The sequence below is a fragment of the Peribacillus sp. NPDC056705 genome, assembly GCF_043656335.1.
Map to the genome: position 1 here is coordinate 14,626 of NZ_JBHTYI010000019.1, position 22,668 is coordinate 37,293.

Sequence of the window (22,668 nt, forward strand, 5' to 3'; positions counted from 1 at the left end):
AATGTGAAGTGAGCTGTGAGGAGTTGTCGGTATGCGTGCATTATGGGGGTACTTATTATTAATTGGCCTGGGGCTGTTGATAGCAGTGTATATATCGTTTCAATCGTTCTTTACAAGCTTTGGTTTCAATTTGCCGAAGGATGAGGAGCAGGTCGGGATGAAGGATCAAATCGTGATTAAGTTCAGTCATGTCGTTGCCGAAAATACACCTAAAGGGCAAGCTGCGAACAGGTTTGCCCAACTTGTCGATGAATATACGAATCATCGTGTTAAAATTGAAGTTTACCCTAATCAGTCATTATATAGTGACCATGAAGAAATCGAGGCATTACAAGAAAACAAAGTGCAGATGATTGCTCCAACTACATCTAAAATTACGAGCATATCAAAGAAATGGATGCTATTGGACCTTCCATACGTCTTTCCGACGGACGCTGCTTTGCAGGAAGCATTGAATGGAGAAGTGGGGGAAGAGCTGCTTAAGCAGCTGAATACCATCGATATAGAGGGACTCGCATTTTGGTCGAATAACTATAAACAGATTACAAGCAGTAAACCGATACGGCATCCAAGGGATTTTGCTGGAAAGAATTTTAGAATCATGCCAAGTGCAGTCCTGGAAAGCCAATTCAAGCATTTTGGGGCGACAACTTCTGTGCTGGAGTTTAATGAAACGTTTAAAAGCCTTGAAATCAATGAAACGGACAGCCAGGAAAATACAATTTCGAATATCTATTCCAAGAAATTATATGAGGTGCAAAAATATTTAACGATCAGTGATCATGGCTATTTAGGCTATGTCGTCATGATAAATAAGCCGTTTTGGAACAAACTCCCGTTGGACATTCAGCAGCAAATCCAACGGGCGATGGATGATACAACGAAATGGCTATGGATCAAATCAAATGAATTGAATCAGGAACAGCTTAAGGAAATCCAGCAAAAATCGAATATCGATATCTATACACTGTCAGATGAAGAAAAGAAGGAATGGATGGATGAGATGACCGTCATCTATCCGGAATTCGAATCAACGATCGGAACAGAATTGATGATGAAGATGGAAAAGATCCGTGATAAGCATTTAAACGAATAACGAAAACACTCATTAAATAGGGACAAAAAAAGAGCGACCCAATGGGCCCGCTCTTTTTTCTATTGCAATGCAGTTTGAAGTGTCTTAACATTCTTTTCCATTAAACTGAAGTAATCTTCACCGGCTTCGATATCTTTATCCGTCAACACGGAAAGGTTATGGAGCTCAAGTGATTTCGCTCCCATTTCCTTTTGAATGATCTCGGTTAGTTTAGAACTGATATTCTGCTCATAGATGACGTAGTTCAAATCTTCTTTTTCAGCCATGGTCACGATTTTTCCCAATTCCTTTTGAGAAGGTTCGTTTGAAGACGTTAGTCCTGTGACGCCAATTTGTTCCAATCCATAGCGCTCCTCCCAATAACCATATGCAGAATGGGAAACGATGATCTTATTGGTACGGCCCGACTCGATCGTCGTCGCTAAATTTTCATCAAGTGCCTCAAGCTTTTTTGAAAGCTCGTTAAAATGATTGTTGAAATATTCTTCCTGTTCTGGCATTTTTTTCGTTAACTCATCCTTGATGGTTTTAGCCATGTCAATGGAATAGATGGGATCCAACCACAAATGCGGATTAACGCCCCCATGATTATGACCATCTTCTTCATGTGAATGTTCCTCTTCGTGTGCATGCTCATCTTCATCAAGATGAACCGTTTCACCCACCGCGATCGTTCTGACGCCTTCTTTGCTTAGAATTGGTTCAGCCTTGGTTACAAAGCCTTCCAGATTATAGCCAATATAGAAAAATAGGTCTGACTCAGCCATTTTTACAATATCCTTTTGAGAGGGTTCGAATGAGTGTTCATCCGTTCCGGGAGGATAAACCGTCTCGACATTTACGTACTCCCCGCCAATGGCCTCCGTGAAGTACTGTAAAGGGTAGACCGTCGTATATATATCTAAGGCATCCTTGGTTTCATCTTTACTCGACTCTCCCTTTGAGTTGCCGCAGGCTGACAGAAATACCGCAGTAACAAGGAAAAGTGAGAGCAATGCTCGGATTTTCATATGAAATGCTCCTTTATAATTCGTATTGATTACGATTTGAATGTTATGTGGTAAAAACGAAATGATTACGATTTGACTTCTGTATAATACAAAAGATTGCAAAAGAAAGCAAGGTTTTTTTCTATTGGCCCTTACTTTTTTCTTTCTTCTCGGGAACAAGGTCAATGCCCCCTGGATGAAACGGATGGCATTTAAGAATCCGGATGAGTGCTAACCAGCTTCCTTTTATAGGTCCGAAACGATTGATCGCTTCCAAACCATAATGGGAACAAGTTGGATAAAAACGGCAAGTAGGCGGTTTTAATGGAGAAATGGCAACTTGGTAAAAACGGATGATTCCCATTAATATTTTTTTCAACACAAGGCTTTCATCTCTTTTCGAGTAAATTCACTACCCTTCATTATAGCATATTTTCTAGGTTTCCAATAAGGGTAAAAAAGGAATAAGCATAGGGGTAATCCGATGGATATAATAAGAATTAATTTTAATGGATGAAATATATTGTTATTCAAGGTAAAATAGAGATGACATACAATTAAGGAGTGAATTAAATGCCTTCAGTTGAAAGCTTTGAATTAGATCATAATGCTGTTAAAGCCCCATATGTTAGACATTGCGGTGTCCATAAGGTAGGAACAGACGGTGTTGTTAATAAATTTGATATCCGTTTTTGCCAGCCGAATAAACAAGCGATGAAGCCGGATACGATCCATACCCTGGAACACTTGCTTGCATTCAATATCCGTAAACATTCCGAGCGCTATGATCACTTTGATATTATCGATATTTCGCCAATGGGATGTCAAACAGGATATTACCTTGTTGTCAGCGGTGAGCCGACAGTGACGGAAATCATCGATGTTCTTGAAGATACATTCAAGGATGCTGTTACAATTACTGAAATTCCAGCTGCAAACGAAAAACAATGCGGCCAAGCTAAATTGCATGATCTTGAAGGGGCCAAGAAATTAATGAATTTCTGGCTTGCACAAGATAAAGAAGATCTTCATAAAGTTTTCGGTTAATAAAAAAGTTCCTGTCCTATTGTGACAGGAACTTTTTTCATTTTTCGGGTTCTCCTTTTTCCCCCTCTTCCTTAGGCAAAGGATCGATGGGATCCACTGTATGCTTGTAGCTGTACCCTTTTCCGATTGTTAGGACCGATAAGGCCAATACAATCAGAATCACAATGATGGAGATGACTAAAACCGTAATCATACTTCACAGCTCCTAACGTTCACAATTTAGATTCATTTTAGCATAAGAACCGTAGCAGATAATGTTTCAATTTTCGAATAGAGGGAATTATAAAGGTATAACCAAATTACGGAGGTAGATATTCATGGTTCAGAAAAAATTGGGAACTTTAGTGAATAAGGAAATTGCAAACTTCAGTGTTCTTTATACAAAAATTCATAATTACCACTGGTTCGTGAATGGACCGCACTTCTTTGAACTCCACCAAAAATTGGAAGAGTTATATAAAGAAGTGACATCCAACTATGATGAATTGGCTGAAAGGTTATTGGCCATTGGTGAAAAACCGGTCGCTACGCTTAAAGAGTACATGGAATTAACGACGATCGAAGAAGCGACAGGTAATGAAAATACAGAAGATATGGTTCAAAGCGTCATCAGTGATTTTGAGAAGCTTTCCGAAGAGTTCTTGGAAATCATCGAAGTTGCCGAAGAAGAAGATCCGGTTACGGCTGATATGCTGACAGGCATGAAGAAAAGCCTAAACAAACATGCTTGGATGCTGCGTGCGTATTTAGGACATTAAGATTTAGGAAAAGCCCTGCTTCGGCAGAGCTTTTTTTTAGGTTAAAACAATAAAAAAGGCATCCATCAAAAGTGGATACCGGACAAAGTATGTATTAGTGAATATTCCTAGGCGGAAAATGTGTAGGTTTCGTGTCGTTCAAACTATTTTGAGCGAACTTACCTTTTAACGTTTCAATAATGTAAAGGCCCATTAAATTGGTCAGTTCTTGATCATCCATCTCTTGAAGCAATTCGAAAATTTCCTTACGGTCAAGCTGTTCCAGAACCGCAAAAGTAAGCATATCAATATCTTCTTCATCACCAGTCATCTTATCGCGGTACATATTGTATAATTCTTCAATTAACTTCAAAACTCTCACCTCACATTTATTAGAATCCGTTATCTCTTTATATGTAGGTTATCAAAAAAAACTCTGGGTGCATATAAAAATCTTAAGGGATGCTTGGGCTTATTATATGTTTTACCCTTTGAAAGATACTTTAATCTATTATTTAACATCTTTGTTCTTCTGTAAACAAAATTTTCCATTGCATGAAGTAGAGAAATACGTGAAAAATAAGCGTAGGATATATGGAAAGGGTGGATGAATGTGTCTGAAAACAGGAAAAAATATTACATTTGGCTTCCGAATGGGCAGATAACACAAGATAGGGAAAGTTCTCCATGGAATTTCGAAATCGAGGCGACCGATAATGAAATCATCAAGTTACGTGAATTATTTGATTATAATTATTCAATAGGCGAAGAAAATTTTTACCGCGCACATGTCCCATACCTTCAATACCATTTTGACCGTGAAAATGATAAACAGGATATCACTCTCCAAAAAATTTACGAGATGATTTATGCTCTAGGTACCGATGAAGGAAAACGGCATATAGAAAGCATGGGGATTTTACAGGGAAAACCAACTGACGATGGCCTCGAATATTGAGGGTCCATCGTTTTTTTGATGTGATGCAGATTCTAGCTTTTACCCATATAATGAAAGAAGGACATAGCTTTATTTCTTAAACGGAGAGAAGGGGAAAAATGAAGCGTTTTCTTGATAACAACGGATATAAGGTGGAATACTCCGAGGATCCTGTCTTTGGAGAGTCTTGGCATGTTTTAGTGCTCAGCAGATATAAAGGCAGGTGGGTATTGACCAAACACAAAGAGCGGGGACTGGAGTTCCCCGGAGGAAAGCGGGAAGCAGGCGAATCGATTGAAGAAACGGCCATAAGGGAAGTGTATGAAGAAACAGGAGGCTTGGTGGGCCAGCTGCAATTTTTGGGACAATATAAAGTACATGATCCAGTGAAGCCATTCGTTAAATCAATATACTACGCTGCATTGCGTGAAGTAGAGAAGAAACAGGATTACCTGGAAACGGAAGGCCCGATCTTTTTGGAAGCATTGCCGGATGTACTCGGTGAGGAGTTCAGCTTCATCATGAAAGACGAGATTGTACCATTGAGCATATCAAGACTGGATAATGCCATTTTGCTGAGAAACGAGTGAATCTGTTGAAACTCACGAGTAAAAGGCCGGAATTCACGAGTAAATAACCGAAACTCACGAGTAAAAGGCCGGAATTCACGAGTAAACCGCCGAAATTCACGAGTAAGTAGGCGAAATTCACGAGTAAAAGGCCGAAATTCACGAGTAAATCACCGAAATTCACGAGTAAATCGCCAAAGACTCAATTCATTCTAGCATGAATGAAAAACTGCCGAGGGTTATCGGCAGTTTGGTTAGTCTTTGATTAATTTTCGCTCGAGAAGTTCTACTAGTTGATACATGATTGTGGCAAAGACGGCAATGATCATCAAGGCAAGCATTACGAGGGTGAAGTTGAAGACTTGAAAGCCATAAATGATGAGGTAGCCGAGTCCTTTGGCCGAAACTAGGAATTCCCCCACGATGACGCCGACCCAGGAGAGGCCGACATTCACTTTCAATGTCGAGATGATCGTTGGGAAGGAGGCGGGTAAGATGGCTTCCCGAAAAGCTTGTGTTCTTGTGGCGCCAAAAGTTTGGAGTACCTTCAGGTAGTTCGGGTCGACTTCGCGAAATGCAGTGTAGACGACGATGGTGGTGATGATGATGGAGATGATCGCCCCCATCGAGATGATGGATGGAAAGCCCGGGCCGAATGCAACGATGATGATGGGGCCGAGTGCCACTTTCGGCATGGCATTTAAAATGACGAGATAGGGGTCAAGTGTTTTGGATAATTTTGGCGACCACCAAAGCAGGGATGCGAGGATCGTTCCAAGCAGTGTCCCTATGATAAAGCCGAGAACGGTCTCGAATAGCGTCACTCCGGAATGGGATAGAAGTGTTCCATCACCCAATTTTTGTATGAAAAGATGCCATACTTTGGTTGGAGAGCTGAAGATGAGCGGATCAATCCATTCCATCCGGGAAAAAAGTTCCCAACTGCTGAAAAAAACGATGAAAATCAGGATCTGATAAAAGCGTATGAGCCTGTTTTCCTTTTTTAATTTGGTTTTATATTGGTTATGAAGCTGTTCAATATTCAAGGCTCTCAAGCTCCTTCCAGATCGTTTGGAATAGCATTGGATAATTTGTGTGGTTGCGTGCATGGAAAGGCGTCAGTTCACGCAGTTCATCGGGTACCTCGAATGTTTTGTGCACGCTTCCCGGGTTCGCGGAAAACAGATAAATGCGGTCACTCATTGCGATGGCTTCACCGATATCATGGGTGACGAGCACGGCTGTCTTTCCGAAGGATTTCAGGGTTTCAAAAACAAGGTCTTCCAGCTTCAACTTCGTTTGGTAATCAAGGGCCGAGAAGGGTTCATCAAGCAGAAGGATTTTTGGGTCGACCGCCAGTGTCCGTGCCAGTGCGGCCCTTTGCCTCATTCCGCCTGAGAGTTCGCGTGGATATGATTTTCCGGTGCCTCCCAATCCAACGTCACTTAATAGTTTCAGCGTCTTTATTCTCTCAAGACCTTCATCCTTTTTAATCAGTTTCAATCCTAATAAAACATTTTCTTCTATCGTCTTCCATGGAAATAGATAATCCTGCTGCAGCATATAGCCGATTGAAAGGTCACTGTTTGCCTTCAGCGGTTTGTTTTCGAGCAGGATCTTTCCCGAAGTAGGCGAAAATAGTCCAGCGATGATGGAAAGCAGGGTAGTCTTTCCGCAGCCGCTCGGACCTAGAAAAGAGACGAATTCACCTTTTTCAATGTCGAGGGAAATGTCCGCGAGTGCGGTCGCTGCCGTCTGATTTGAAAAATAAGTATGGTGAATGTCTTGGATCTTTAAAAAGCTCATCGGACATCCTCCTTACCTTAAGTTATGCTATTTTGTGACTTCTTCAGCAAAATCGGTATTGACCAGCTCATCATGGCTTATACGTGAAGGCAGCTCGCCTGATTCATCCATGATGTTTTGCAGATTGATCCATTCTTCTTCATCAAGAATGGGATCGGTGGCAAATGAACCTTGTTCTTTGTAGCGGTTGATAACTGTTTCCATCGTCTCGAGATTGGTATCTTCAAAATACGGCTGAATGACTTTGGCGATTTCGGCAGCGTCATTTTCCTGAACCCAATCCTGTGCTTTCTTCAATGCTTTCGTGAATTTCTTGACCGTCTCTTTGTCTTCTTTCAAATAACTTTCCTTAGCCATATAAACCGTATAGGGAAGATGCCCGGATTCGGAGCCGAAAGAAGCGACGATATAGCCTTTTCCTTCTTTTTCAAACACACTGGCCGTTGGTTCGAACAGTTGAACAAAATCGCCGGTTCCGGAAGCGAACGCAGTTGCGACATTCGCAAAATCAATATTCTGTATGAGGTTCAAATCTTTTTTCGGGTCTATGTTATGTTTTTTCAATACGAACTCGCCGGCCATTTGCGGCATCCCGCCTTTTCGCTGGCCTAGGAATGTAGAGTTTTTCAGCATATCCCAATTGAAGTTGTCAATTTTTTCACGTGAAACAAGAAACGTTCCATCCGTTTGTGTTAATTGAGCGAAGTTGATGACCGGGTCGTTCGAGCCTTGTGCCCGAACGTATATCGATGTTTCAGAGCCCACGAGAGCAATATCCGCCCCATCGGACAGAAGCGTGGTCATCGTCTTGTCGCCGCCTGCAGTCGTTTTCAAATCGATGCTGAGCCCCTCATCTTTAAAAAATCCTTTTTCAATCGCTACATATTGCGGTGTATAGAAAAGGGAGCGGGTTACTTCGGCAACCCTGACTTTCGTTGTTTCCTGTTCCTTGTTGCCACATGCTCCAAGCGGGATCACCAGCATGCACAGAAGTAAAAATACGACACCTGCTTTACACCATTTTTTCAAAATTCCTTCCTCCTTGATATAGGTATTTTGCCTACCTTATCGTATGAACGGATGAAAAAAATGTGAATGCCTCTCAGGGGATAAAAACAAGCGGATGTTTTACAATAAGAATAGAGAGAAAGGAGAGTGGAAATTGGAGAACGGAACGATTATTTCAAAACGGCGGTTTCCATCACCGCATCCACGAATCCATCTTTATTCAGTCACATACATATCACAAGGCCTGAAAGTAAAGGGGCTGCTAGCTGAACCCGTTGATGGTGAAATACATGACGCTTTCCTATATTTACGCGGCGGGATAAAAAATGTCGGCAAGGTGAGGCCTGCAAGGATCGTGCAGTATGCTGTAGAAGGCTTCATCGTTTTTGCCCCTTTCTACCGTGGAAATCAAGGCGGGGAGGGAGATGAGGATTTTGGAGGCGAAGATAGATTCGATGCGATAGCAGGATTCAATCTTCTTGAACAGCACCCTAGGGTGAACAAGGATCACATTCATATCCTCGGATTTTCCCGTGGCGGCATCATGGCGCTTTGGACTGGGATATACTGCAGGAATGCAGCGTCGATCGTCACCTGGGGTGGTGTATCGGATATGTTTTTAACATATGTCGAGCGTGTCGATATGCGTCGGATGATGAAGCGGGTCATCGGCGGTACACCTAAAAAATGCCCGGATCAATATGAATACCGTACGCCATTGTTTGCAATTGAAGATTTGAATGTACCCGTTCTGATCATTCATGGTGAAAAAGATGACAATGTCGCCATTGAACACGCGTACCGGTTGGAAAAAAGGTTGAAAATGCACGACAAAGAGGTCGAAAGCTGGTATTTCCCTCAATTCACGCATTACTTCCCACCCGCCGAGAACAGAAAAGTAGTCGAAGATTTAACATCTTGGATGAAAAGTAAAACCGAAAAATGATAGAATGAAATATATATTGGTAAGAGGAGGAGATACACATGGGCATGCCTATGGAGCTAAATACCATGATCGTTACAAAAGGGAACGAAACCCGTGAAGAAGAAAACATTTTTCGGCTGTCGAAAGATGGTTACAGGTTATACCCTATCGATATTCCAATCGATGTCCGCAAGACGATTCAATCTGACTCAAGCGGAACAGCCGTTATCCAAAAAATTGAATGGACAAGTGAAAAGACCATCATTACGTACCAACTACTATCACTGAACTCTACTAACTAAATAGACAAGCGCTTGCCGGGAATCGTCTCGCAGCAAGCGCTTTTTTTGATTTGCTGCATAATTCGACCCGTGCCCCAACGAATTCGACCGTAAACGTACATCATTCGGCTTACACGCCAATATTTCAACCGACATCTTATCCCTGGTGGATTCAATCTTCGAAATGATTGACATAAAAAAATGGTAAAATGGTGTAAAGCGCATGAGGTTGGGTGATTTGATGATTTTGGTGAGTTCTTGTTTAGCGGGTCTTGAGGTTAGATACAATGGTACACACAGCTTGGATGATAGGATTATGGAATTGGTGAAGGAGAAAAAGGCTATAGCGGTTTGTCCTGAGTTGCTTGGCGGTTTTTCGACACCGAGGGATCCTGCGGAGATAGTTAACGGTGAAGGTGGGGATGTCCTTGATGGAAAAGCGAAGATCATCGAAAAGTCGGGCAGGGATGTAACGGAATTGTACATAAAGGGAGCGAATCTTACATTATTGAAAGCCCAAGAGAAAGGGGCGACGTTAGTCGTTTTAAAAGAAAATAGTCCATCCTGTGGAAGTGCCACGATTTATAATGGGGAATTCAAGGGGGAGAAGATGGCCGGGAATGGAGTGACCGCGGCTTTGCTTAGGCGGCATGGATTCACGGTCATTTCAGAGGAAAAGTTATTCGATTATCTGGATGGAAAATGAGTAAGGCATTATAGATAGTGCTTTGAAAGAAGGGGAATGCATGGAGGATATCAATCTCTATACTTTGCTATTTTTAGTACTTGCGGGTTTTATTGCCGCATTCATCGATTCCGTTGTGGGCGGGGGCGGATTGATTTCCATTCCGGCATTATTGTTCACGGGGATTTCGCCTTCAGCGGCACTTGCCACTAACAAGCTGGCGGGTACAATGGGATCTTTAACGAGTACGATTTCATTCATTCGGGCTGGAAAAGTGGATTTCAAATTCGTCATCAAGCTGTTTCCGATTACTGTGATTGGAGCGGCGTTAGGAGCATATGTTGTACATTTCGTTTCCGCAGAGATACTGAAGCCCCTCATTTTGATTTTGCTGGTCATTGTCGCGATTTATACGTTGGTAAAAAAGGATTGGGGTAAAGATGCAAAGTATAAAGGGCTGAAAAGGAAGAAAATGATTCTTTTGATAGTCATAATATTTGCGATTGGTTTTTATGATGGTTTTCTTGGACCAGGCACAGGTTCCTTTTTATTATTTTCATTCTTGATCATCGGGTTTGATTTTGTCCAGGCTGCCGGGAATGCAAGAATATTGAATTTTGGAAGCAATATTGCTGCACTTATCATTTTCTTATCCATGGGGACCGTCAATTTTGCCTATGGAATTCCGATGGGTCTGGCAATGGTCGCAGGAGCATTGGTCGGAACGAACTTCGCAATTAAGAAAGGTGCTTCATATGTACGGATATTATTCATTGCAGTCACGATTTTATTGATTGGAAAAAATGTCTTGAATTATTTTCATGTGTTTGGATGATATAAAAGATGGCCGGAGATACAAGTTGTATTTTCGGCCATTTTTACATTCATTTTGTGAAACTCACGTCCCGTTGAACGCCATACTGTTCCTTGACCTTGCTTGACTTTTTCATGCTAATCTTCCTGTTGCTTATCATGACTATCAATTCGGCAGGGAGATGTTATCCTCTTTATCAAAACAAACTTCGCAGATGAAGCTTCCTTCATTTTTTAAATATGCCTTTATTTCAGTCATCCCTTTACGCTTCGGATAACGCATTTTCACAAGAACGACTTCGTTCCCCTTAATTTCTTTACCACATTTAACACACTTGGGATCTTCCCCAAACAACTAAACACCTCCAAGCAATGTAAAGTTATTGATCTACCCAAACTATCACATAGGTATCTAACATTTTCAAATTCAAATTAGGATTAGTTTTGTACTCTTTGTTAATCTGGCTGAATAGAAAAAGCCTGCCGCTTATGTGACAGGCTTTTCTCATTATTTTCTTCTGCTTTTTCATAAAGGGAGGGGGGATTTCATTCCGCAATGCTTTAACAGGATTTCGACAATCCGCTGTGAAGCGAATCCATCTCCATATGGGTTGGAAGCTGTCGCCATTTTTTTATAGGTTTCTTCATTTGTAAGTAGGTCTGAGGCTAATTGATAAATTCGTTCTTCCTCAATTCCTGCCAATAAAAGGGTGCCAGCGTCGATTCCTTCCGGACGTTCCGTCGTATCGCGCAGCACAAGAACAGGAACACCTAGTGATGGGGCTTCTTCCTGCACGCCTCCGGAATCTGTCAATATTAGATGGGCGTGCGCCGCAAAATTATGAAAATCAAGCACCTCAAGCGGCTCTATTAAATGAAGTCTTTCCGTTTCGCCAAAAATCCGGTAAGCAATTTCACGGACTACTGGATTTTTATGAAGCGGGAAAACGACTTGGATATCTGTGTGATCTTCAAGCAGCCGTTTGACGGAACGGAATATTTCTTCCATTGGTTTTCCGATATTTTCTCGTCTATGCGCTGTCATCAATAACAAACGATCTCCATTCAAGCCAGATAGAATAGGATGTTCATAGTCTTTCCGCACTGTTGTTTTCAAAGCATCGATAGCCGTATTTCCAGTAATATGGATAAAATCATTCTTTTTATTTTCCAAAATTAGATTCTCTGCAGCCTGATTAGTTGGCGCAAAGTGCAAATCAGCCAAGACGCCTGTCAGCTGCCTATTCATTTCTTCAGGATATGGAGAATACTTATTACCAGTCCGGAGACCAGCTTCAACGTGGCCAATCTGTATCTTATTATAGAAAGCTGCCAAGCTTGCGATGAATGTTGTCGTTGTATCCCCATGTACGAGGACGATATCCGGTTTTATATCTTTCATGAGCGAACTCAATTTTTCAAGCCCTCGAGTCGTAATCTCTTCTAATGTTTGTCTATCCTTCATCATATCCAAATCGTGATCTGGCTTTATTTGAAAACATTGCAAGACTTGGTCGAGCATTTCCCTATGCTGGGCGGTGACCACCACGATGGTTTCTATTTCCTCTGGATGCTTTTTCAGTTCCAAAACGACTGGTGCCATTTTGATAGCCTCTGGTCTTGTACCAAATACGGTCATGACCTTAATACGTTGTTTAGGCATGCTCATTTCCTCCTCTTCTGAATGTCTCCCCCATTATAACGGGAAGTTCATGGGAAATTTAAAAATGAAACAATAATTAACAGAATTTTTACGATATTAATGAGGACTTTATAATTCTTTAACCTTCAGTTAATATCTGGCATTTACAATATAAAGCAGGAAGCATAACTCAGCAGAATTGAGGTGATAGGCGAATATGAAAAGCGTCCTGATGATCGTACAAAACTTTTATCCGGAAATCGGAAGTGCGGGAAATAGAATGAAAAATATATATCTCCATTTGAAAAGAAACGGATTTGAGGTAACGGTCATCACATTGAAGCCGAGTTATCCTAATCAAAGTTTATATCAAGATACAAAGTTTTGGGATGAAGAAAGCATTGAAGAAGATGTCATCAGGATTAAACCTGACAAAGTGAAGAGGTATACAAGCAATATGGGGAAGCGGTTGCTTCATTATCTTGAAGCGATGTGGCTTTTCATTTATACAATCATCCGTCTCGAAAAAAAATATGATTATGTGTTCGCCACGACCCCGCCGATCTTCCCGACATTTGCGGCGTTGATCGCCAAGAAGAAGATGAAGGCGAAACTCATTACCGATGTCAGGGATTTATGGCCGGAATCGTTGATAGGAGTTGGGGTATTCACTCATAAGTGGGTTTTGAAAATCGCTTTCTTCCTGGAAAGGATGCTATATCGGCATTCGGATTTTATTATCATCAATAGTCCTGGTTTCAGGGATTATATCGTTGCAAAGGGAGTCAAGGAAGAGGCCATCCAATTCATCCCTAATTCGCTTACTGCGGATGAGCTGACGTTAAAGAATTTGCTTACACCCGTATCGGAAAACGTAATCAAGGTCGTTTATGCGGGGAATATCGGACTGGCTCAGGACTTGAAAAAACTGATAGCCGTGGCTGAAAAGCTAAGGGTATATAAACAAATCGAGTTCTCGATGATTGGATATGGATATCGGATATCCGAAGTGGAGAAGGAGATAAGCTCTAGAGGGCTGACTAATATTAAGATGATTAATGCGATGAATCGAAGAGTGACCCTTCATGAAGTTTCAACATCCCATATTGCCTATGTGAGCTTGGTTGAAAAAGAAGTCTTCAATAAAGTTTTGCCTGGTAAAATCATCGATTATATGTGTGTCGGAAAACCGATTGTCGGTGATGTGGACGGCAGGGCCAAGAAGATGCTCAAAGAGGCAAAATGCGGGTTGGTGGCAGAGAGCAGGAATGTTGATGAAATATGTCAACATATCTTGACCATGGCCTCAGATCCAGCCCTTCGTGAAGAACTGGGGGAAAACGGTCATCGGTATGCTAAACAACATTTTCAATGGTCTAAAAATATTAAAGGTCTCATCAATGTGATGGAAGCGTCAGGCTGAAAATTCCGGAAGTGGAGGACAACATGGCGAAGAAAGTATGTATGTTCGTGTGGAATCACTTTACAAACGATGCGAGGGTTCTAAGAGAGTGCACAGCACTTACTGAAGCTGGTTATGAAGTCGATTTAATTGCCATTCATAACTGGAAAATCGAGGGCTTGCCCAAAAAGGAGAAACACCAAAATGGTTTCTCCGTCACTAGGGTGAATAACCGCTGGGAGGCGCTTCATAGGGTTCTCAGGATCGTAGGCAAATTGAAGAAAAAGAAGTTTGAAATCGTTCTATTGGCCTTATTGGTCTGGAATACGTTATGGAACTTGAACTTGATCAACGGCTGGCTGGGATCGGGAATACTGTTCGGTTCCCTTGCACTCCTTGCGATGTGCACCATGATCATCACTAAAACGAAGCTGCCGACCCTATTAACAAGGAGCTATATTTTTGGTCAAATGATCTATCATGGCCGGAAAAAGAAATATGATTTTTACCATTCGAATGACTTGAATACGCTCATGCAGGGAGCGATCAGCAGTAAATGGTTGAGAAGAAAAAAGCTGATTTATGACTCGCATGAGGTGCAAACGAGCAGAACGGGATATAATAGCCGAATTTATGGGCTGATGGAGAAGTTCCTATTAATGTTCGTCGATGAAATGATTGCCGAAAACCATACGAGAGCTAAGTATAACGAAGACTTATATGGTCTGTATCCCAAGGTGGTCCATAACTACCCGATACCAACCAATCCTGAGGAAAGTACGGCCGTGAATTTGCATGAGCTGCTCGATTTGCCAGAGAATGAACCGATATTGTTATACCAAGGCGGCGTGCAAATGGGAAGAGGATTGGAGCAATTGGTTGATGCTGTACCGATGATCGAAGGCGGGACGGTAGTTTTTATCGGGGATGGAAGAATCAAGGACGAGTTAATGAAAAAAGTAAGCGACATGAATCTGGAGCATCGTGTGAAGTTCCTGCCGAAGGTTCCGGTCGACGAGCTGCTCCATTATACAAAAAATGCGTATTTAGGTTTTCAGATATTGAATAATGTCTGCTTTAATCACTACTCCGCATCCTCAAATAAATTGTTTGAATACATGATGAGCGGTGTGCCTGTGGTTGCCTGCAGCTTTCCTGAAATTCAAAAGGTTGTCGATACAGAAAAAATCGGTGTGTGTGTCGATTCACATGATCCAAAATCAATTGCCGAAGGCGTCAATTACTTATTGAAACATCCTGAAAAAAGGGCGGAAATGAGCAATAACTGCCTGAAGGCGCGACAAAAGTACAATTGGAAACAAGAGAAGGAAATTTTTATCGAAATCTATCAAACAGCCTAACGAATGTGAGTGTAGCAGAAAAATAGATAGGAGTGGTTTATATGAAACTTTGTACAATCGGACTTGGTTATATAGGACTTCCAACTTCTTTAATGTTTGCGAAACACGGTGTCGATGTTGTCGGCGTGGATATCCATCCTGAGATTATTTCCAATTTGAATAGCGGCAGGCTCCATATCGAAGAACCAGGTTTGGGAGAGGTATTGCAAGAAGTGCTTATTTCCAATAAGTTCAGAGCTGCGTTAAGCCCGGAACATGCGGATGTTTTCATTATCGCGGTGCCTACACCAAATAAAAAGGACATACATCAATCTTGTGATTTAACTCATGTCATGGATGCAACCTCCAACATTCTTCCTTTTATCAAAAAAGGGAATGTCATCATTATCGAATCGACGATAGCGCCGAGAAGCATGGATGATCATATTAAACCGATGATCGAGAGGACGGGCCTTACCATCGGAAAAGACATTTTCCTCGTTCATTGTCCGGAACGTGTTTTACCTGGAAGGATTCTTGAAGAGTTGGTTCATAATAACCGTATCGTCGGAGGCATCACGGAAACATGCTCATATAAAGGAAGCCTTGTTTATAAAACCTTCGTTCAAGGGGAGATCATTCAGACGGATGCGAAAACGGCTGAAATGTCCAAACTGATGGAAAACACCTTCAGGGATGTCAATATCGCCCTTGCGAATGAGCTGACGAAAATCTGTTTCGAGCTTGACATCAATGTTTTGGATGTCATATCGATGGCGAACAAACACCCTCGTGTGAATATACACCAACCTGGGCCAGGCGTTGGCGGCCATTGTTTAGCGGTCGATCCATATTTCATCGTTGCAAAGGCACCAGAGTATGCGAGAATCATTAAATTGGCCCGTGATACCAACGTATCGATGCCTTATTACATCGTTAATTCCGTAAGGATGATGCTAGAGGGGATCCGGAATCCAAAAGTCGCCGTTTTCGGTCTTGCATACAAAGGAAATGTAGATGATATTCGAGAAAGTCCCGCCATTGATGTCGTCAATATCCTGATGGGGATGGACAACATGGATGTAGCCTTGCATGACCCGCATGTCCAATCCGGAAAGATGCCTGTCGTATCTGTCGAAGACGCTGTAAATGATGCCGACTTGATACTTGTCCTGACTGACCATGATGAATTTAAACAGATGGACTATGATAAGCTGGCGAATCTCATGAGCAATAAATTGATTTTGGATACACGCAATTGCATTGATGCAACTAAAACAGATGTCCCGGTGGCCAACCTGGGCAATATATATGAATACAAAACGATGTCCATGAAAAAAGCCAGGAATAAAGCGATCATCTAAAAACTTGGACAAACATCGTTAATGGTATAAGGATAAAGGAGGCGCTGTCTATGACAGTGCCCTTTTTCCAATGAAGAAAAGGACCATGCAAGAGCTTGGTCCTTTCAGACAGATTGTAGAAACATTCCTTTCCGCCGAGACTGTCTGTGTCTGCCAAGCCTCTCGCAGCGGGCATCTGGCGGGCTGGGGAAGCCAGTTATTCGACTGCAAGCAAGCGCCGTTTTTCGCCCTATTTTGCTTTATAAAGTAAACCATGAAGGAAAACATAGTCTTGGTTCGGGAAGAGATACTTTCTTGTCGACAAACTGAAAGGACCAAGCAAGAGCTTGATCCTTTTGTGTAAAATTTATTAAGCTGTCGGTCCGCCAAGTTCTTCGATTTCACTTGGAACGCTTTTGAATTTCTTGAAGTTTGCACGGAATTGAGCGGCAAGGTCTGTTGCTGCTTCTTTATAAGCTGCAGGATCTGCCCAAGTCTTGATTGGTTGAAGCACTTCATCAGGAACACCAGGAACATGAAGCGGGATATCCAAACCGAAGATATCATCTTTGATCGTTTCGATGTTCGCTAATTCACCTTCAAGTGCAGCTTGTACCATTGCACGGGTGTAAGCAAGTTTCATACGGCTTCCAGTTCCATATGCACCGCCAGTCCATCCAGTGTTGACAAGGTATACCTTTGCATTGTGCTCGTCGATTTTATCACCAAGCATCTCGGCATAGCGTGTAGCTGGAAGCGGTAAGAATGGTGAACCGAAGCAAGTGGAGAATGTAGCTTCCGGTGAAGTTACGCCTCTTTCAGTACCAGCCAATTTACTAGTGTATCCGCTTAGGAAGTGGAACATTGCCTGTTCTTTGGAAAGCTTGCTGATTGGAGGCAGAACGCCTGAAGCATCAGCTGTCAAGAAAATGATTGTATTTGGATGTCCTGCAATACTTGGGTTCACGATGTTATCGATCGCTTGCATTTGGTAAGCAGCACGAGTGTTTTCAGTCAATGAACTGTCATCATAGTTCGCTACACGTGTATCCGGATCAACAACAACATTTTCCAGTACGGCACCGAAACGGATGGCATCGAAAATTTGTGGTTCTTTTTCACGTGAAAGGTTGATCGTTTTCGCATAGCAGCCGCCTTCGATGTTGAATACGCCGTTAGAAGACCAGCCGTGCTCGTCATCGCCAATCAGTTTACGGCTCGTGTCTGCAGACAAAGTCGTTTTGCCTGTACCGGACAGACCGAAGAATAAAGCGACGTCCCCTTCACGTCCTACGTTAGCAGAGCAATGCATTGGAAGGATTCCAGCCTCTGGAAGTAAGTAGTTCATGATCGAGAAGATCGATTTTTTCATTTCTCCTGCATATTCCGTTCCGCCAATCAGGATGGTACGGCGTTCAAATGAAACGATGATGAAAGTTTCGGATGTAGTTCCGTCAACTTCCGGGTCTGCTTTGAAGTTAGGTGCAGAAAGGATTGTGAATTCAGCTTCGTGACCTCTCAATTCCTCTTCGTTTGGACGGATGAACAAAGTATGGGCGAAAAGGTTATGCCAAGCATATTCATTAACAACACGGATAGGAAGACGTGATGATTCATCTGCACCAGCAAAACCTTTAAAAACAAAAATCTCTTCTTTTGCTTTTAGGTAGTCAACTACTTTATTATATAGTTTATTGAATACATCTTCGGAAATTGGCTGGTTTACTGGACCCCAATCGATTTTATCTTTAACTGATGCTTCTTCAACGATATATTTATCTTTAGGTGAACGACCTGTATATTTGCCAGTTTCAGCTTTTACCGCACCGGTTGATGTTAGAACGCCTTCATTTCTGCTTAATACTTTTTCGACCAATTGAGGAACTGAAAGTTGAGTTTGCACGTTGTTTCCTGTTAATAATTGGTGTAACTCATTAGAAACGTCTACAGAATTCATATATGAGGTACCTTCCTTTGTTTAAGTTTTTAGATTACAATTAGTATAACACATTCATTTAATTAGTCTATACTATTTCTTTTAATTTGTGATTATTTTCAGTTGGTTGCGTTAATCATTTTTATCCGGCAGGAACCGATTCAGGATTACCGCATAAACTTTCATGAAGATAATTTTATTTTAATAGGAAGTAAGAAAGCAATATATGGCTAAAGGGAAAGTCCGGATGTCGTTTCTTTTCGGATGCTCATTCCTTTATTATTAATGGCAATTTACAACATTTCTATTCGTATTTTGCATTGTAAGCCCTTCTAGGACGTATCATCAACATGTTTTTTCAAATGAACGCCATTCTGGATGGATATCATCTTTTTAGAAAAGCATTGACAAGTTCCAGCCAGATACGATAATATCTTAAATTGTACGGATTCTCTTATCCCGAGTTGGTGGAGGGACAGGCCCTTTGAAACCCAGCAACCTGCCATATTGAACTTGACTCCAAGATCGATCGCCGAAAATAAAGCGAAGGTCTTCAAGGAATAGTGGTGATGGTGCTAACCTGAGCAAGGTAAAAACCCTTGAACGATAAGAGTGAAAGGATAGAAGACAGAATGTTAAACCTTTCCTCATTTGCCAGGGAAGGTTTTTGTGTTTTTTAATAAGTAATTCTGTGTCTATAGTTGAAACTAATGAGGGAAACGAGTTCCGTAAAATTCAGGCTATTGCCTGCAACATACTAACTTCCAAGGAGGAAATATGATGTCAAAGAAACGTCTATTTACTTCTGAATCTGTTACAGAGGGCCATCCGGACAAAATTTGTGATCAGATTTCAGATTCCATTTTAGATGCTATCCTAGCTAAGGATGCAAATGCACGTGTTGCGTGTGAAACTAGCGTAACTACAGGTCTTGTACTTGTTGCCGGTGAAATTACAACCTCCGCTTACGTAGATATTCCGCGTATCGTTCGTGATACGATTAAAGGAATTGGCTACACACGTGCGAAATACGGTTTCGATGCTGAAACTTGTGCCGTGTTGAGTTCCATTGATGAGCAGTCTGCCGATATCGCAGCTGGTGTCGATAAAGCATTGGAAGCTCGTGAAGGAAACATGTCAGAGGAAGAAATCGATGCAATCGGTGCAGGGGACCAAGGTCTTATGTTCGGATTTGCTTGTAATGAAACAGAAGAGCTTATGCCGCTTCCGATTTCATTGGCGCATAAACTTTCATTCCGCTTGGCTCAAGTCCGTAAAGATGAAACTCTTGCTTACCTGCGCCCTGATGGTAAAACACAGGTAACTGTGGAATATGATGAAAATAACGTTCCTGTACGTGTAGATACGATCGTTATCTCTACACAGCATGATGCAGAAATTACCCTTGAACAAATTCAAGCCGATCTAAAAGAACATGTGATCGAAGCAGTCGTTCCAGCTGAATTGATCGATGCCGATACTAAGTACTTCATCAACCCGACTGGCCGTTTCGTAATTGGCGGACCTCAAGGGGATGCTGGTCTTACTGGACGTAAAATCATCGTTGATACTTACGGCGGATACGCTCGCCACGGCGGCGGTGCATTCTCTGGTAAGGATGCTACTAAAGTTGACCGTTCTGCTGCATACGCTGCTCGTTATGTTGCGAAAAACATCGTGGCAGCCGGCCTTGCCGACAAAGCGGAAGTTCAATTGGCCTACGCAATTGGTGTTGCAGAGCCAGTATCTATCTCAATTGATACGTTCGGAACTGGTACAGTTAGCGAAGAAGTCCTTGTTGACCTAGTTCGAGCTAACTTCGACCTTCGTCCAGCAGGTATCATCAAAATGCTTGACCTTCGTCGCCCGATCTACAAACAAACAGCTGCCTACGGACACTTTGGCCGTACAGATGTCGATCTTCCATGGGAACGCACGGACAAAGCAGAAACATTAAAAGCACAAGCGTAATCCATATAAAAAAAGGTGTCCCGCAATTAGCGGGGCACCTTTTTTATGGATTAATTTTGCCGTCAGCGGGAATAATTCAAGAAATCCAAAAAAAATTCAACTTACGTGCAATACGTGTGAGTCAGGGGCGTTTACAAGTTTGTTTGGGTCAACTACTCGTGAATTAGAGTCGGTTTACTCTGAGTTAGAGCAATTACTCGTGAATTAGAGCAATTTACTCGTAAGTTAGAGCAGTTTATACTCGTGAGTTAGCATTTACTCGTGAATTAGAGCGTTTTACTCGTGAATTAGAGCGTTTTACTCGTGAATTAGAGCGTTTTACTCGTGAATTAGAGCGTTTTACTCGTGAGTTAGTAGCAATTACTCGTGAGTCAGAGCAGTTTACTCGTGAGTCAGAGCAATTTACTCGTGAATTAGAGCAGTTTACTCGTGAATTAGAGCAATTTACTCGTGAGTTAGTAGCAATTACTCGTGAATTAGAGCAGTTTACTCGTGAGTTAGAGTGTTTTACTCGTGAGTCTGTAACGTTTACTGGTGAGTTACAGTATAATACTCGTAACTTTCAGTCAATTGGTCGTGCGTTACTTTATTCGTTCAGCCGTTTTATAGTATTGTCCTTTTTCGGCGTATTCACGTACGATGCGTTCCATATCCTGGCGGTCTTCATCGTTGATTTCGCGAATGACTTTAGCTGGACGTCCGAATGCCAGCATGTTCGGTGGAATGACTTTACCTTGGGGAACGAGACTGCCGGCACCGATGAAGGCCCCTTCACCGATTTCGGCTTCATCTAGTACGATCGATCCCATGCCGATCAAAGCTCCTTTGCGGATTTTACAGCTATGTAAAATGACCTGATGGCCAATGGTCACTTCATCCTCGATGATCAATGGATTATTTGGGCTTTGGTGCAGGATGCTGTTATCCTGTATACTGACTTTTTTCCCGATGATGGTTGGGGATACATCACCGCGAATGACGGAATTGAACCAAATGGATGTTTCGTCGCCGATTTTGACATCACCTGTCACGACAGCATTCTCAGCGATATAAGCGCTTTCAGCGATTTCAGGTTCTTTGCCTTTATACGGATAAATAATCAATTTCAATCATTTCCTTTCCGAAGTGAATGTTTTTATGTATTATTTTAATATACCGTATGTAAATACACTTGGCTATTTATAATAGCAATGTACAACTTGTTAGATTTCTTTTTTGTCGAAAATCACGAATATGGTTATAATTTATATATATTATTTTGACTATCATGAATCGTACACAACAAGTGAAAAGCGAAAGGGGGATTTCGAATGTGGAAATGGGAGACAGAAGGAGACGCAAAAGGAGTCATTGTCATCATTCATGGGGCAATGGAACATCACGGACGTTATAAGTGGGTAACACAAATGTGGCTTTCAGCTGGATACCATGTCGTCATGGGCGACCTTCCTGGGCAGGGTATGACAACTCGCGCCTACCGGGGACATATCGATTCCTTTGATGAGTATTTGGACGAAGTGAAAAGCTGGATAGAAGAGGCTTACGAATATTCGTTGCCGGTCTTTTTGCTTGGACACAGCATGGGTGGTTTGATTTCGATACGCCTTCTTCAGGAAGAGGAATGGGACATTGCAGGGGTGATTCTATCTTCTCCATGCTTGGGCCTCGTGACGAAGCCGCCAAAGTTCCTTACAACCATCTCGCATGGTTTGAACATCGTGATGCCTCAGTTCAGGGTAGATTCCGGATTGACACCTGAAATGGCGACGAGAAGTGCGGAAATCCGTGAATCCGATAGAAACGATACATTATATATCACGAAGGTTTCAATCCGCTGGTATCGCGAGCTCGCACAGGCCATGAAGGATGCTTTTGAAGAGATCCCTGAATTTCAGGATGTGCCGCTTTTGGTCATGCAGGGCGGAGATGACCGAATCGTGAATAAGAAGGCGGTTCGTGAGTGGTTTAATTATAACTTGGCCAGTGAAAAGCAATATAAGGAATGGCCGAAGCTTTATCATGAAATCTTCAATGAACCAGAGCGTGATGATGTATTTCAATATGCGCTGAGTTTTGTTGAAAACCGTTTAAAGATATTAGGGTATGTCGTTTGATCAGTACATACTTAAATGAAAAAGCTG

The 22,668-nt window shown here is 42.0% G+C and carries 25 protein-coding genes and 1 riboswitch; of the genes, 14 read left to right on the forward strand and 11 right to left on the reverse strand.

Annotation, left to right across the window (positions count from 1 at the left end; all coding sequences use genetic code 11):
• The first annotated feature begins 31 nt into the window (after positions 1-31).
• Positions 32-1,096 (forward strand): DctP family TRAP transporter solute-binding subunit, encoded by a 1,065-nt coding sequence (locus ACFRAK_RS19295; RefSeq protein ID WP_387704978.1) that lies wholly within the window; start codon positions 32-34, stop codon positions 1,094-1,096.
• 59 nt (positions 1,097-1,155) lie between these two features.
• Here the strand turns inward: ACFRAK_RS19295 and ACFRAK_RS19300 are convergent, their stop codons facing one another.
• Together ACFRAK_RS19300 and yidD are read right to left on the reverse strand one after the other, a co-directional pair.
• A complete protein-coding gene (locus tag ACFRAK_RS19300) occupies positions 1,156-2,106 on the reverse strand; it encodes a metal ABC transporter solute-binding protein, Zn/Mn family (RefSeq protein ID WP_394572258.1) in 951 nt (316 codons plus the stop codon).
• Between the two features lie 121 nt (positions 2,107-2,227).
• The gene (gene yidD, locus ACFRAK_RS19305) at positions 2,228-2,449 is read right to left on the reverse strand and encodes a membrane protein insertion efficiency factor YidD (RefSeq protein ID WP_387603190.1); all 222 of its coding nucleotides are present in this window, start codon (positions 2,447-2,449) and stop codon (positions 2,228-2,230) included.
• Between the two features lie 209 nt (positions 2,450-2,658).
• Here yidD and ACFRAK_RS19310 point away from each other — a divergent pair, with 209 nt between their 5' ends.
• Positions 2,659-3,132 carry an S-ribosylhomocysteine lyase gene (locus ACFRAK_RS19310; RefSeq protein WP_137019600.1) on the forward strand — a complete coding sequence of 158 codons (474 nt, stop codon included), beginning with the start codon at positions 2,659-2,661 and terminating at the stop codon, positions 3,130-3,132.
• A 37-nt stretch (positions 3,133-3,169) separates the two neighbouring features.
• Here ACFRAK_RS19310 and ytzI read toward each other — a convergent pair whose 3' ends face one another.
• Complete coding sequence (gene ytzI / locus ACFRAK_RS19315; protein ID WP_192206822.1) at positions 3,170-3,325, reverse strand: YtzI protein; 156 nt, start codon at positions 3,323-3,325, stop codon at positions 3,170-3,172.
• Positions 3,326-3,449: 124 nt separating this feature from the next.
• On the opposite strand from ytzI, the gene ACFRAK_RS19320 reads away from it, so the two are divergent.
• Positions 3,450-3,890, forward strand: a complete 441-nt coding sequence (locus ACFRAK_RS19320) for a Dps family protein (protein WP_192206821.1) — start codon at positions 3,450-3,452, stop codon at positions 3,888-3,890.
• Positions 3,891-3,984: 94 nt separating this feature from the next.
• Here ACFRAK_RS19320 and ACFRAK_RS19325 read toward each other — a convergent pair whose 3' ends face one another.
• Positions 3,985-4,251, reverse strand: a complete 267-nt coding sequence (locus tag ACFRAK_RS19325; protein WP_370662567.1) for a DUF6154 family protein — start codon at positions 4,249-4,251, stop codon at positions 3,985-3,987.
• 225 nt (positions 4,252-4,476) lie between these two features.
• On the opposite strand from ACFRAK_RS19325, the gene ACFRAK_RS19330 reads away from it, so the two are divergent.
• Entirely contained in the window at positions 4,477-4,827 is a 351-nt protein-coding gene (locus ACFRAK_RS19330) for a hydrolase (protein ID WP_387603125.1), read from the forward strand.
• A 98-nt stretch (positions 4,828-4,925) separates the two neighbouring features.
• Positions 4,926-5,396 (forward strand): RNA deprotection pyrophosphohydrolase, encoded by a 471-nt coding sequence (ytkD, locus tag ACFRAK_RS19335; RefSeq protein WP_394572259.1) that lies wholly within the window; start codon positions 4,926-4,928, stop codon positions 5,394-5,396.
• A 233-nt stretch (positions 5,397-5,629) separates the two neighbouring features.
• Here the strand turns inward: ytkD and ACFRAK_RS19340 are convergent, their stop codons facing one another.
• From ACFRAK_RS19340 to ACFRAK_RS19350, 3 genes are read right to left on the reverse strand one after another with little or no spacing between them, the layout of a single operon-like run.
• Positions 5,630-6,421 (reverse strand): ABC transporter permease, encoded by a 792-nt coding sequence (locus ACFRAK_RS19340; RefSeq protein WP_387603120.1) that lies wholly within the window; start codon positions 6,419-6,421, stop codon positions 5,630-5,632.
• Entirely contained in the window at positions 6,411-7,181 is a 771-nt protein-coding gene (locus ACFRAK_RS19345) for an ABC transporter ATP-binding protein (protein ID WP_387603117.1), read from the reverse strand. The genes ACFRAK_RS19340 and ACFRAK_RS19345 overlap by 11 nt, the downstream gene beginning before the upstream one ends.
• A gap of 27 nt (positions 7,182-7,208) precedes the next feature.
• On the reverse strand, positions 7,209-8,210 hold the full coding sequence (locus tag ACFRAK_RS19350; protein WP_387603114.1) for an ABC transporter substrate-binding protein: 1,002 nt from the start codon (positions 8,208-8,210) through the stop codon (positions 7,209-7,211).
• A gap of 94 nt (positions 8,211-8,304) precedes the next feature.
• Here ACFRAK_RS19350 and ACFRAK_RS19355 point away from each other — a divergent pair, with 94 nt between their 5' ends.
• The 4 genes from ACFRAK_RS19355 (at position 8,305) to ACFRAK_RS19370 (ending at position 10,915) form a co-directional block, all read left to right on the forward strand.
• The gene (locus ACFRAK_RS19355; protein WP_394572260.1) at positions 8,305-9,135 is read left to right on the forward strand and encodes an alpha/beta hydrolase family protein; all 831 of its coding nucleotides are present in this window, start codon (positions 8,305-8,307) and stop codon (positions 9,133-9,135) included.
• A gap of 38 nt (positions 9,136-9,173) precedes the next feature.
• Positions 9,174-9,416, forward strand: a complete 243-nt coding sequence (locus ACFRAK_RS19360; RefSeq protein WP_076370015.1) for a DUF2584 domain-containing protein — start codon at positions 9,174-9,176, stop codon at positions 9,414-9,416.
• A 220-nt stretch (positions 9,417-9,636) separates the two neighbouring features.
• Positions 9,637-10,101 carry a 2-thiouracil desulfurase family protein gene (locus ACFRAK_RS19365; protein ID WP_394572281.1) on the forward strand — a complete coding sequence of 155 codons (465 nt, stop codon included), beginning with the start codon at positions 9,637-9,639 and terminating at the stop codon, positions 10,099-10,101.
• Positions 10,102-10,141: 40 nt separating this feature from the next.
• Entirely contained in the window at positions 10,142-10,915 is a 774-nt protein-coding gene (locus ACFRAK_RS19370) for a sulfite exporter TauE/SafE family protein (protein WP_387603109.1), read from the forward strand.
• 144 nt (positions 10,916-11,059) lie between these two features.
• Here the strand turns inward: ACFRAK_RS19370 and ACFRAK_RS19375 are convergent, their stop codons facing one another.
• Positions 11,060-11,248 carry a Fe3+ hydroxamate ABC transporter substrate-binding protein gene (locus ACFRAK_RS19375; RefSeq protein WP_387603106.1) on the reverse strand — a complete coding sequence of 63 codons (189 nt, stop codon included), beginning with the start codon at positions 11,246-11,248 and terminating at the stop codon, positions 11,060-11,062.
• 171 nt (positions 11,249-11,419) lie between these two features.
• Positions 11,420-12,556: a non-hydrolyzing UDP-N-acetylglucosamine 2-epimerase gene (gene wecB / locus ACFRAK_RS19380; protein ID WP_387603104.1), complete on the reverse strand. Its 1,137-nt coding sequence runs from the start codon at positions 12,554-12,556 to the stop codon at positions 11,420-11,422.
• Positions 12,557-12,752: 196 nt separating this feature from the next.
• Between wecB and ACFRAK_RS19385 the strand changes: the two genes are divergently transcribed.
• From ACFRAK_RS19385 to ACFRAK_RS19395, 3 genes are read left to right on the forward strand one after another with little or no spacing between them, the layout of a single operon-like run.
• Positions 12,753-13,958 carry a glycosyltransferase family 4 protein gene (locus ACFRAK_RS19385; RefSeq protein ID WP_387603101.1) on the forward strand — a complete coding sequence of 402 codons (1,206 nt, stop codon included), beginning with the start codon at positions 12,753-12,755 and terminating at the stop codon, positions 13,956-13,958.
• Positions 13,959-13,981: 23 nt separating this feature from the next.
• On the forward strand, positions 13,982-15,298 hold the full coding sequence (locus tag ACFRAK_RS19390; protein WP_387603098.1) for a glycosyltransferase: 1,317 nt from the start codon (positions 13,982-13,984) through the stop codon (positions 15,296-15,298).
• Between the two features lie 41 nt (positions 15,299-15,339).
• Positions 15,340-16,641: a nucleotide sugar dehydrogenase gene (locus tag ACFRAK_RS19395; protein WP_260285239.1), complete on the forward strand. Its 1,302-nt coding sequence runs from the start codon at positions 15,340-15,342 to the stop codon at positions 16,639-16,641.
• 349 nt (positions 16,642-16,990) lie between these two features.
• Here the strand turns inward: ACFRAK_RS19395 and pckA are convergent, their stop codons facing one another.
• Positions 16,991-18,577 (reverse strand): phosphoenolpyruvate carboxykinase (ATP), encoded by a 1,587-nt coding sequence (gene pckA, locus ACFRAK_RS19400; protein WP_387603092.1) that lies wholly within the window; start codon positions 18,575-18,577, stop codon positions 16,991-16,993.
• Between the two features lie 430 nt (positions 18,578-19,007).
• Positions 19,008-19,169, forward strand: a riboswitch (SAM riboswitch).
• Positions 19,170-19,333: 164 nt separating this feature from the next.
• Here pckA and metK point away from each other — a divergent pair.
• Complete coding sequence (gene metK, locus ACFRAK_RS19405) at positions 19,334-20,527, forward strand: methionine adenosyltransferase (protein WP_260285238.1); 1,194 nt, start codon at positions 19,334-19,336, stop codon at positions 20,525-20,527.
• Positions 20,528-21,108: 581 nt separating this feature from the next.
• Here the strand turns inward: metK and ACFRAK_RS19410 are convergent.
• Positions 21,109-21,627, reverse strand: coding sequence for a gamma carbonic anhydrase (locus ACFRAK_RS19410; RefSeq protein WP_387603185.1), 519 nt, complete (start codon positions 21,625-21,627; stop codon positions 21,109-21,111).
• Positions 21,628-21,837: 210 nt separating this feature from the next.
• On the opposite strand from ACFRAK_RS19410, the gene ACFRAK_RS19415 reads away from it, so the two are divergent.
• Complete coding sequence (locus ACFRAK_RS19415; RefSeq protein ID WP_283916070.1) at positions 21,838-22,641, forward strand: alpha/beta hydrolase; 804 nt, start codon at positions 21,838-21,840, stop codon at positions 22,639-22,641.
• Positions 22,642-22,668 lie beyond the last annotated feature (27 nt).

Coding starts and splice junctions, on each gene's coding strand:
- ACFRAK_RS19300 (WP_394572258.1), bottom strand. CDS start 2,106: ATGAAAATCCGAGCATTGCTCTCACTTTTCCTTGTTACTGCGGTATTT.
- ACFRAK_RS19415 (WP_283916070.1), top strand. CDS start 21,838: ATGTGGAAATGGGAGACAGAAGGAGACGCAAAAGGAGTCATTGTCATC.
- ytzI (WP_192206822.1), bottom strand. CDS start 3,325: ATGATTACGGTTTTAGTCATCTCCATCATTGTGATTCTGATTGTATTG.
- metK (WP_260285238.1), top strand. CDS start 19,334: ATGATGTCAAAGAAACGTCTATTTACTTCTGAATCTGTTACAGAGGGC.
- ACFRAK_RS19395 (WP_260285239.1), top strand. CDS start 15,340: ATGAAACTTTGTACAATCGGACTTGGTTATATAGGACTTCCAACTTCT.
- ACFRAK_RS19385 (WP_387603101.1), top strand. CDS start 12,753: ATGAAAAGCGTCCTGATGATCGTACAAAACTTTTATCCGGAAATCGGA.
- ACFRAK_RS19345 (WP_387603117.1), bottom strand. CDS start 7,181: ATGAGCTTTTTAAAGATCCAAGACATTCACCATACTTATTTTTCAAAT.
- ACFRAK_RS19355 (WP_394572260.1), top strand. CDS start 8,305: ATGTTTTACAATAAGAATAGAGAGAAAGGAGAGTGGAAATTGGAGAAC.
- ACFRAK_RS19295 (WP_387704978.1), top strand. CDS start 32: ATGCGTGCATTATGGGGGTACTTATTATTAATTGGCCTGGGGCTGTTG.
- ACFRAK_RS19360 (WP_076370015.1), top strand. CDS start 9,174: ATGGGCATGCCTATGGAGCTAAATACCATGATCGTTACAAAAGGGAAC.
- ACFRAK_RS19320 (WP_192206821.1), top strand. CDS start 3,450: ATGGTTCAGAAAAAATTGGGAACTTTAGTGAATAAGGAAATTGCAAAC.
- yidD (WP_387603190.1), bottom strand. CDS start 2,449: ATGGGAATCATCCGTTTTTACCAAGTTGCCATTTCTCCATTAAAACCG.
- wecB (WP_387603104.1), bottom strand. CDS start 12,556: ATGCCTAAACAACGTATTAAGGTCATGACCGTATTTGGTACAAGACCA.
- ACFRAK_RS19370 (WP_387603109.1), top strand. CDS start 10,142: ATGGAGGATATCAATCTCTATACTTTGCTATTTTTAGTACTTGCGGGT.
- ACFRAK_RS19390 (WP_387603098.1), top strand. CDS start 13,982: ATGGCGAAGAAAGTATGTATGTTCGTGTGGAATCACTTTACAAACGAT.
- ACFRAK_RS19365 (WP_394572281.1), top strand. CDS start 9,637: ATGATTTTGGTGAGTTCTTGTTTAGCGGGTCTTGAGGTTAGATACAAT.
- pckA (WP_387603092.1), bottom strand. CDS start 18,577: ATGAATTCTGTAGACGTTTCTAATGAGTTACACCAATTATTAACAGGA.
- ACFRAK_RS19330 (WP_387603125.1), top strand. CDS start 4,477: ATGAATGTGTCTGAAAACAGGAAAAAATATTACATTTGGCTTCCGAAT.
- ytkD (WP_394572259.1), top strand. CDS start 4,926: ATGAAGCGTTTTCTTGATAACAACGGATATAAGGTGGAATACTCCGAG.
- ACFRAK_RS19310 (WP_137019600.1), top strand. CDS start 2,659: ATGCCTTCAGTTGAAAGCTTTGAATTAGATCATAATGCTGTTAAAGCC.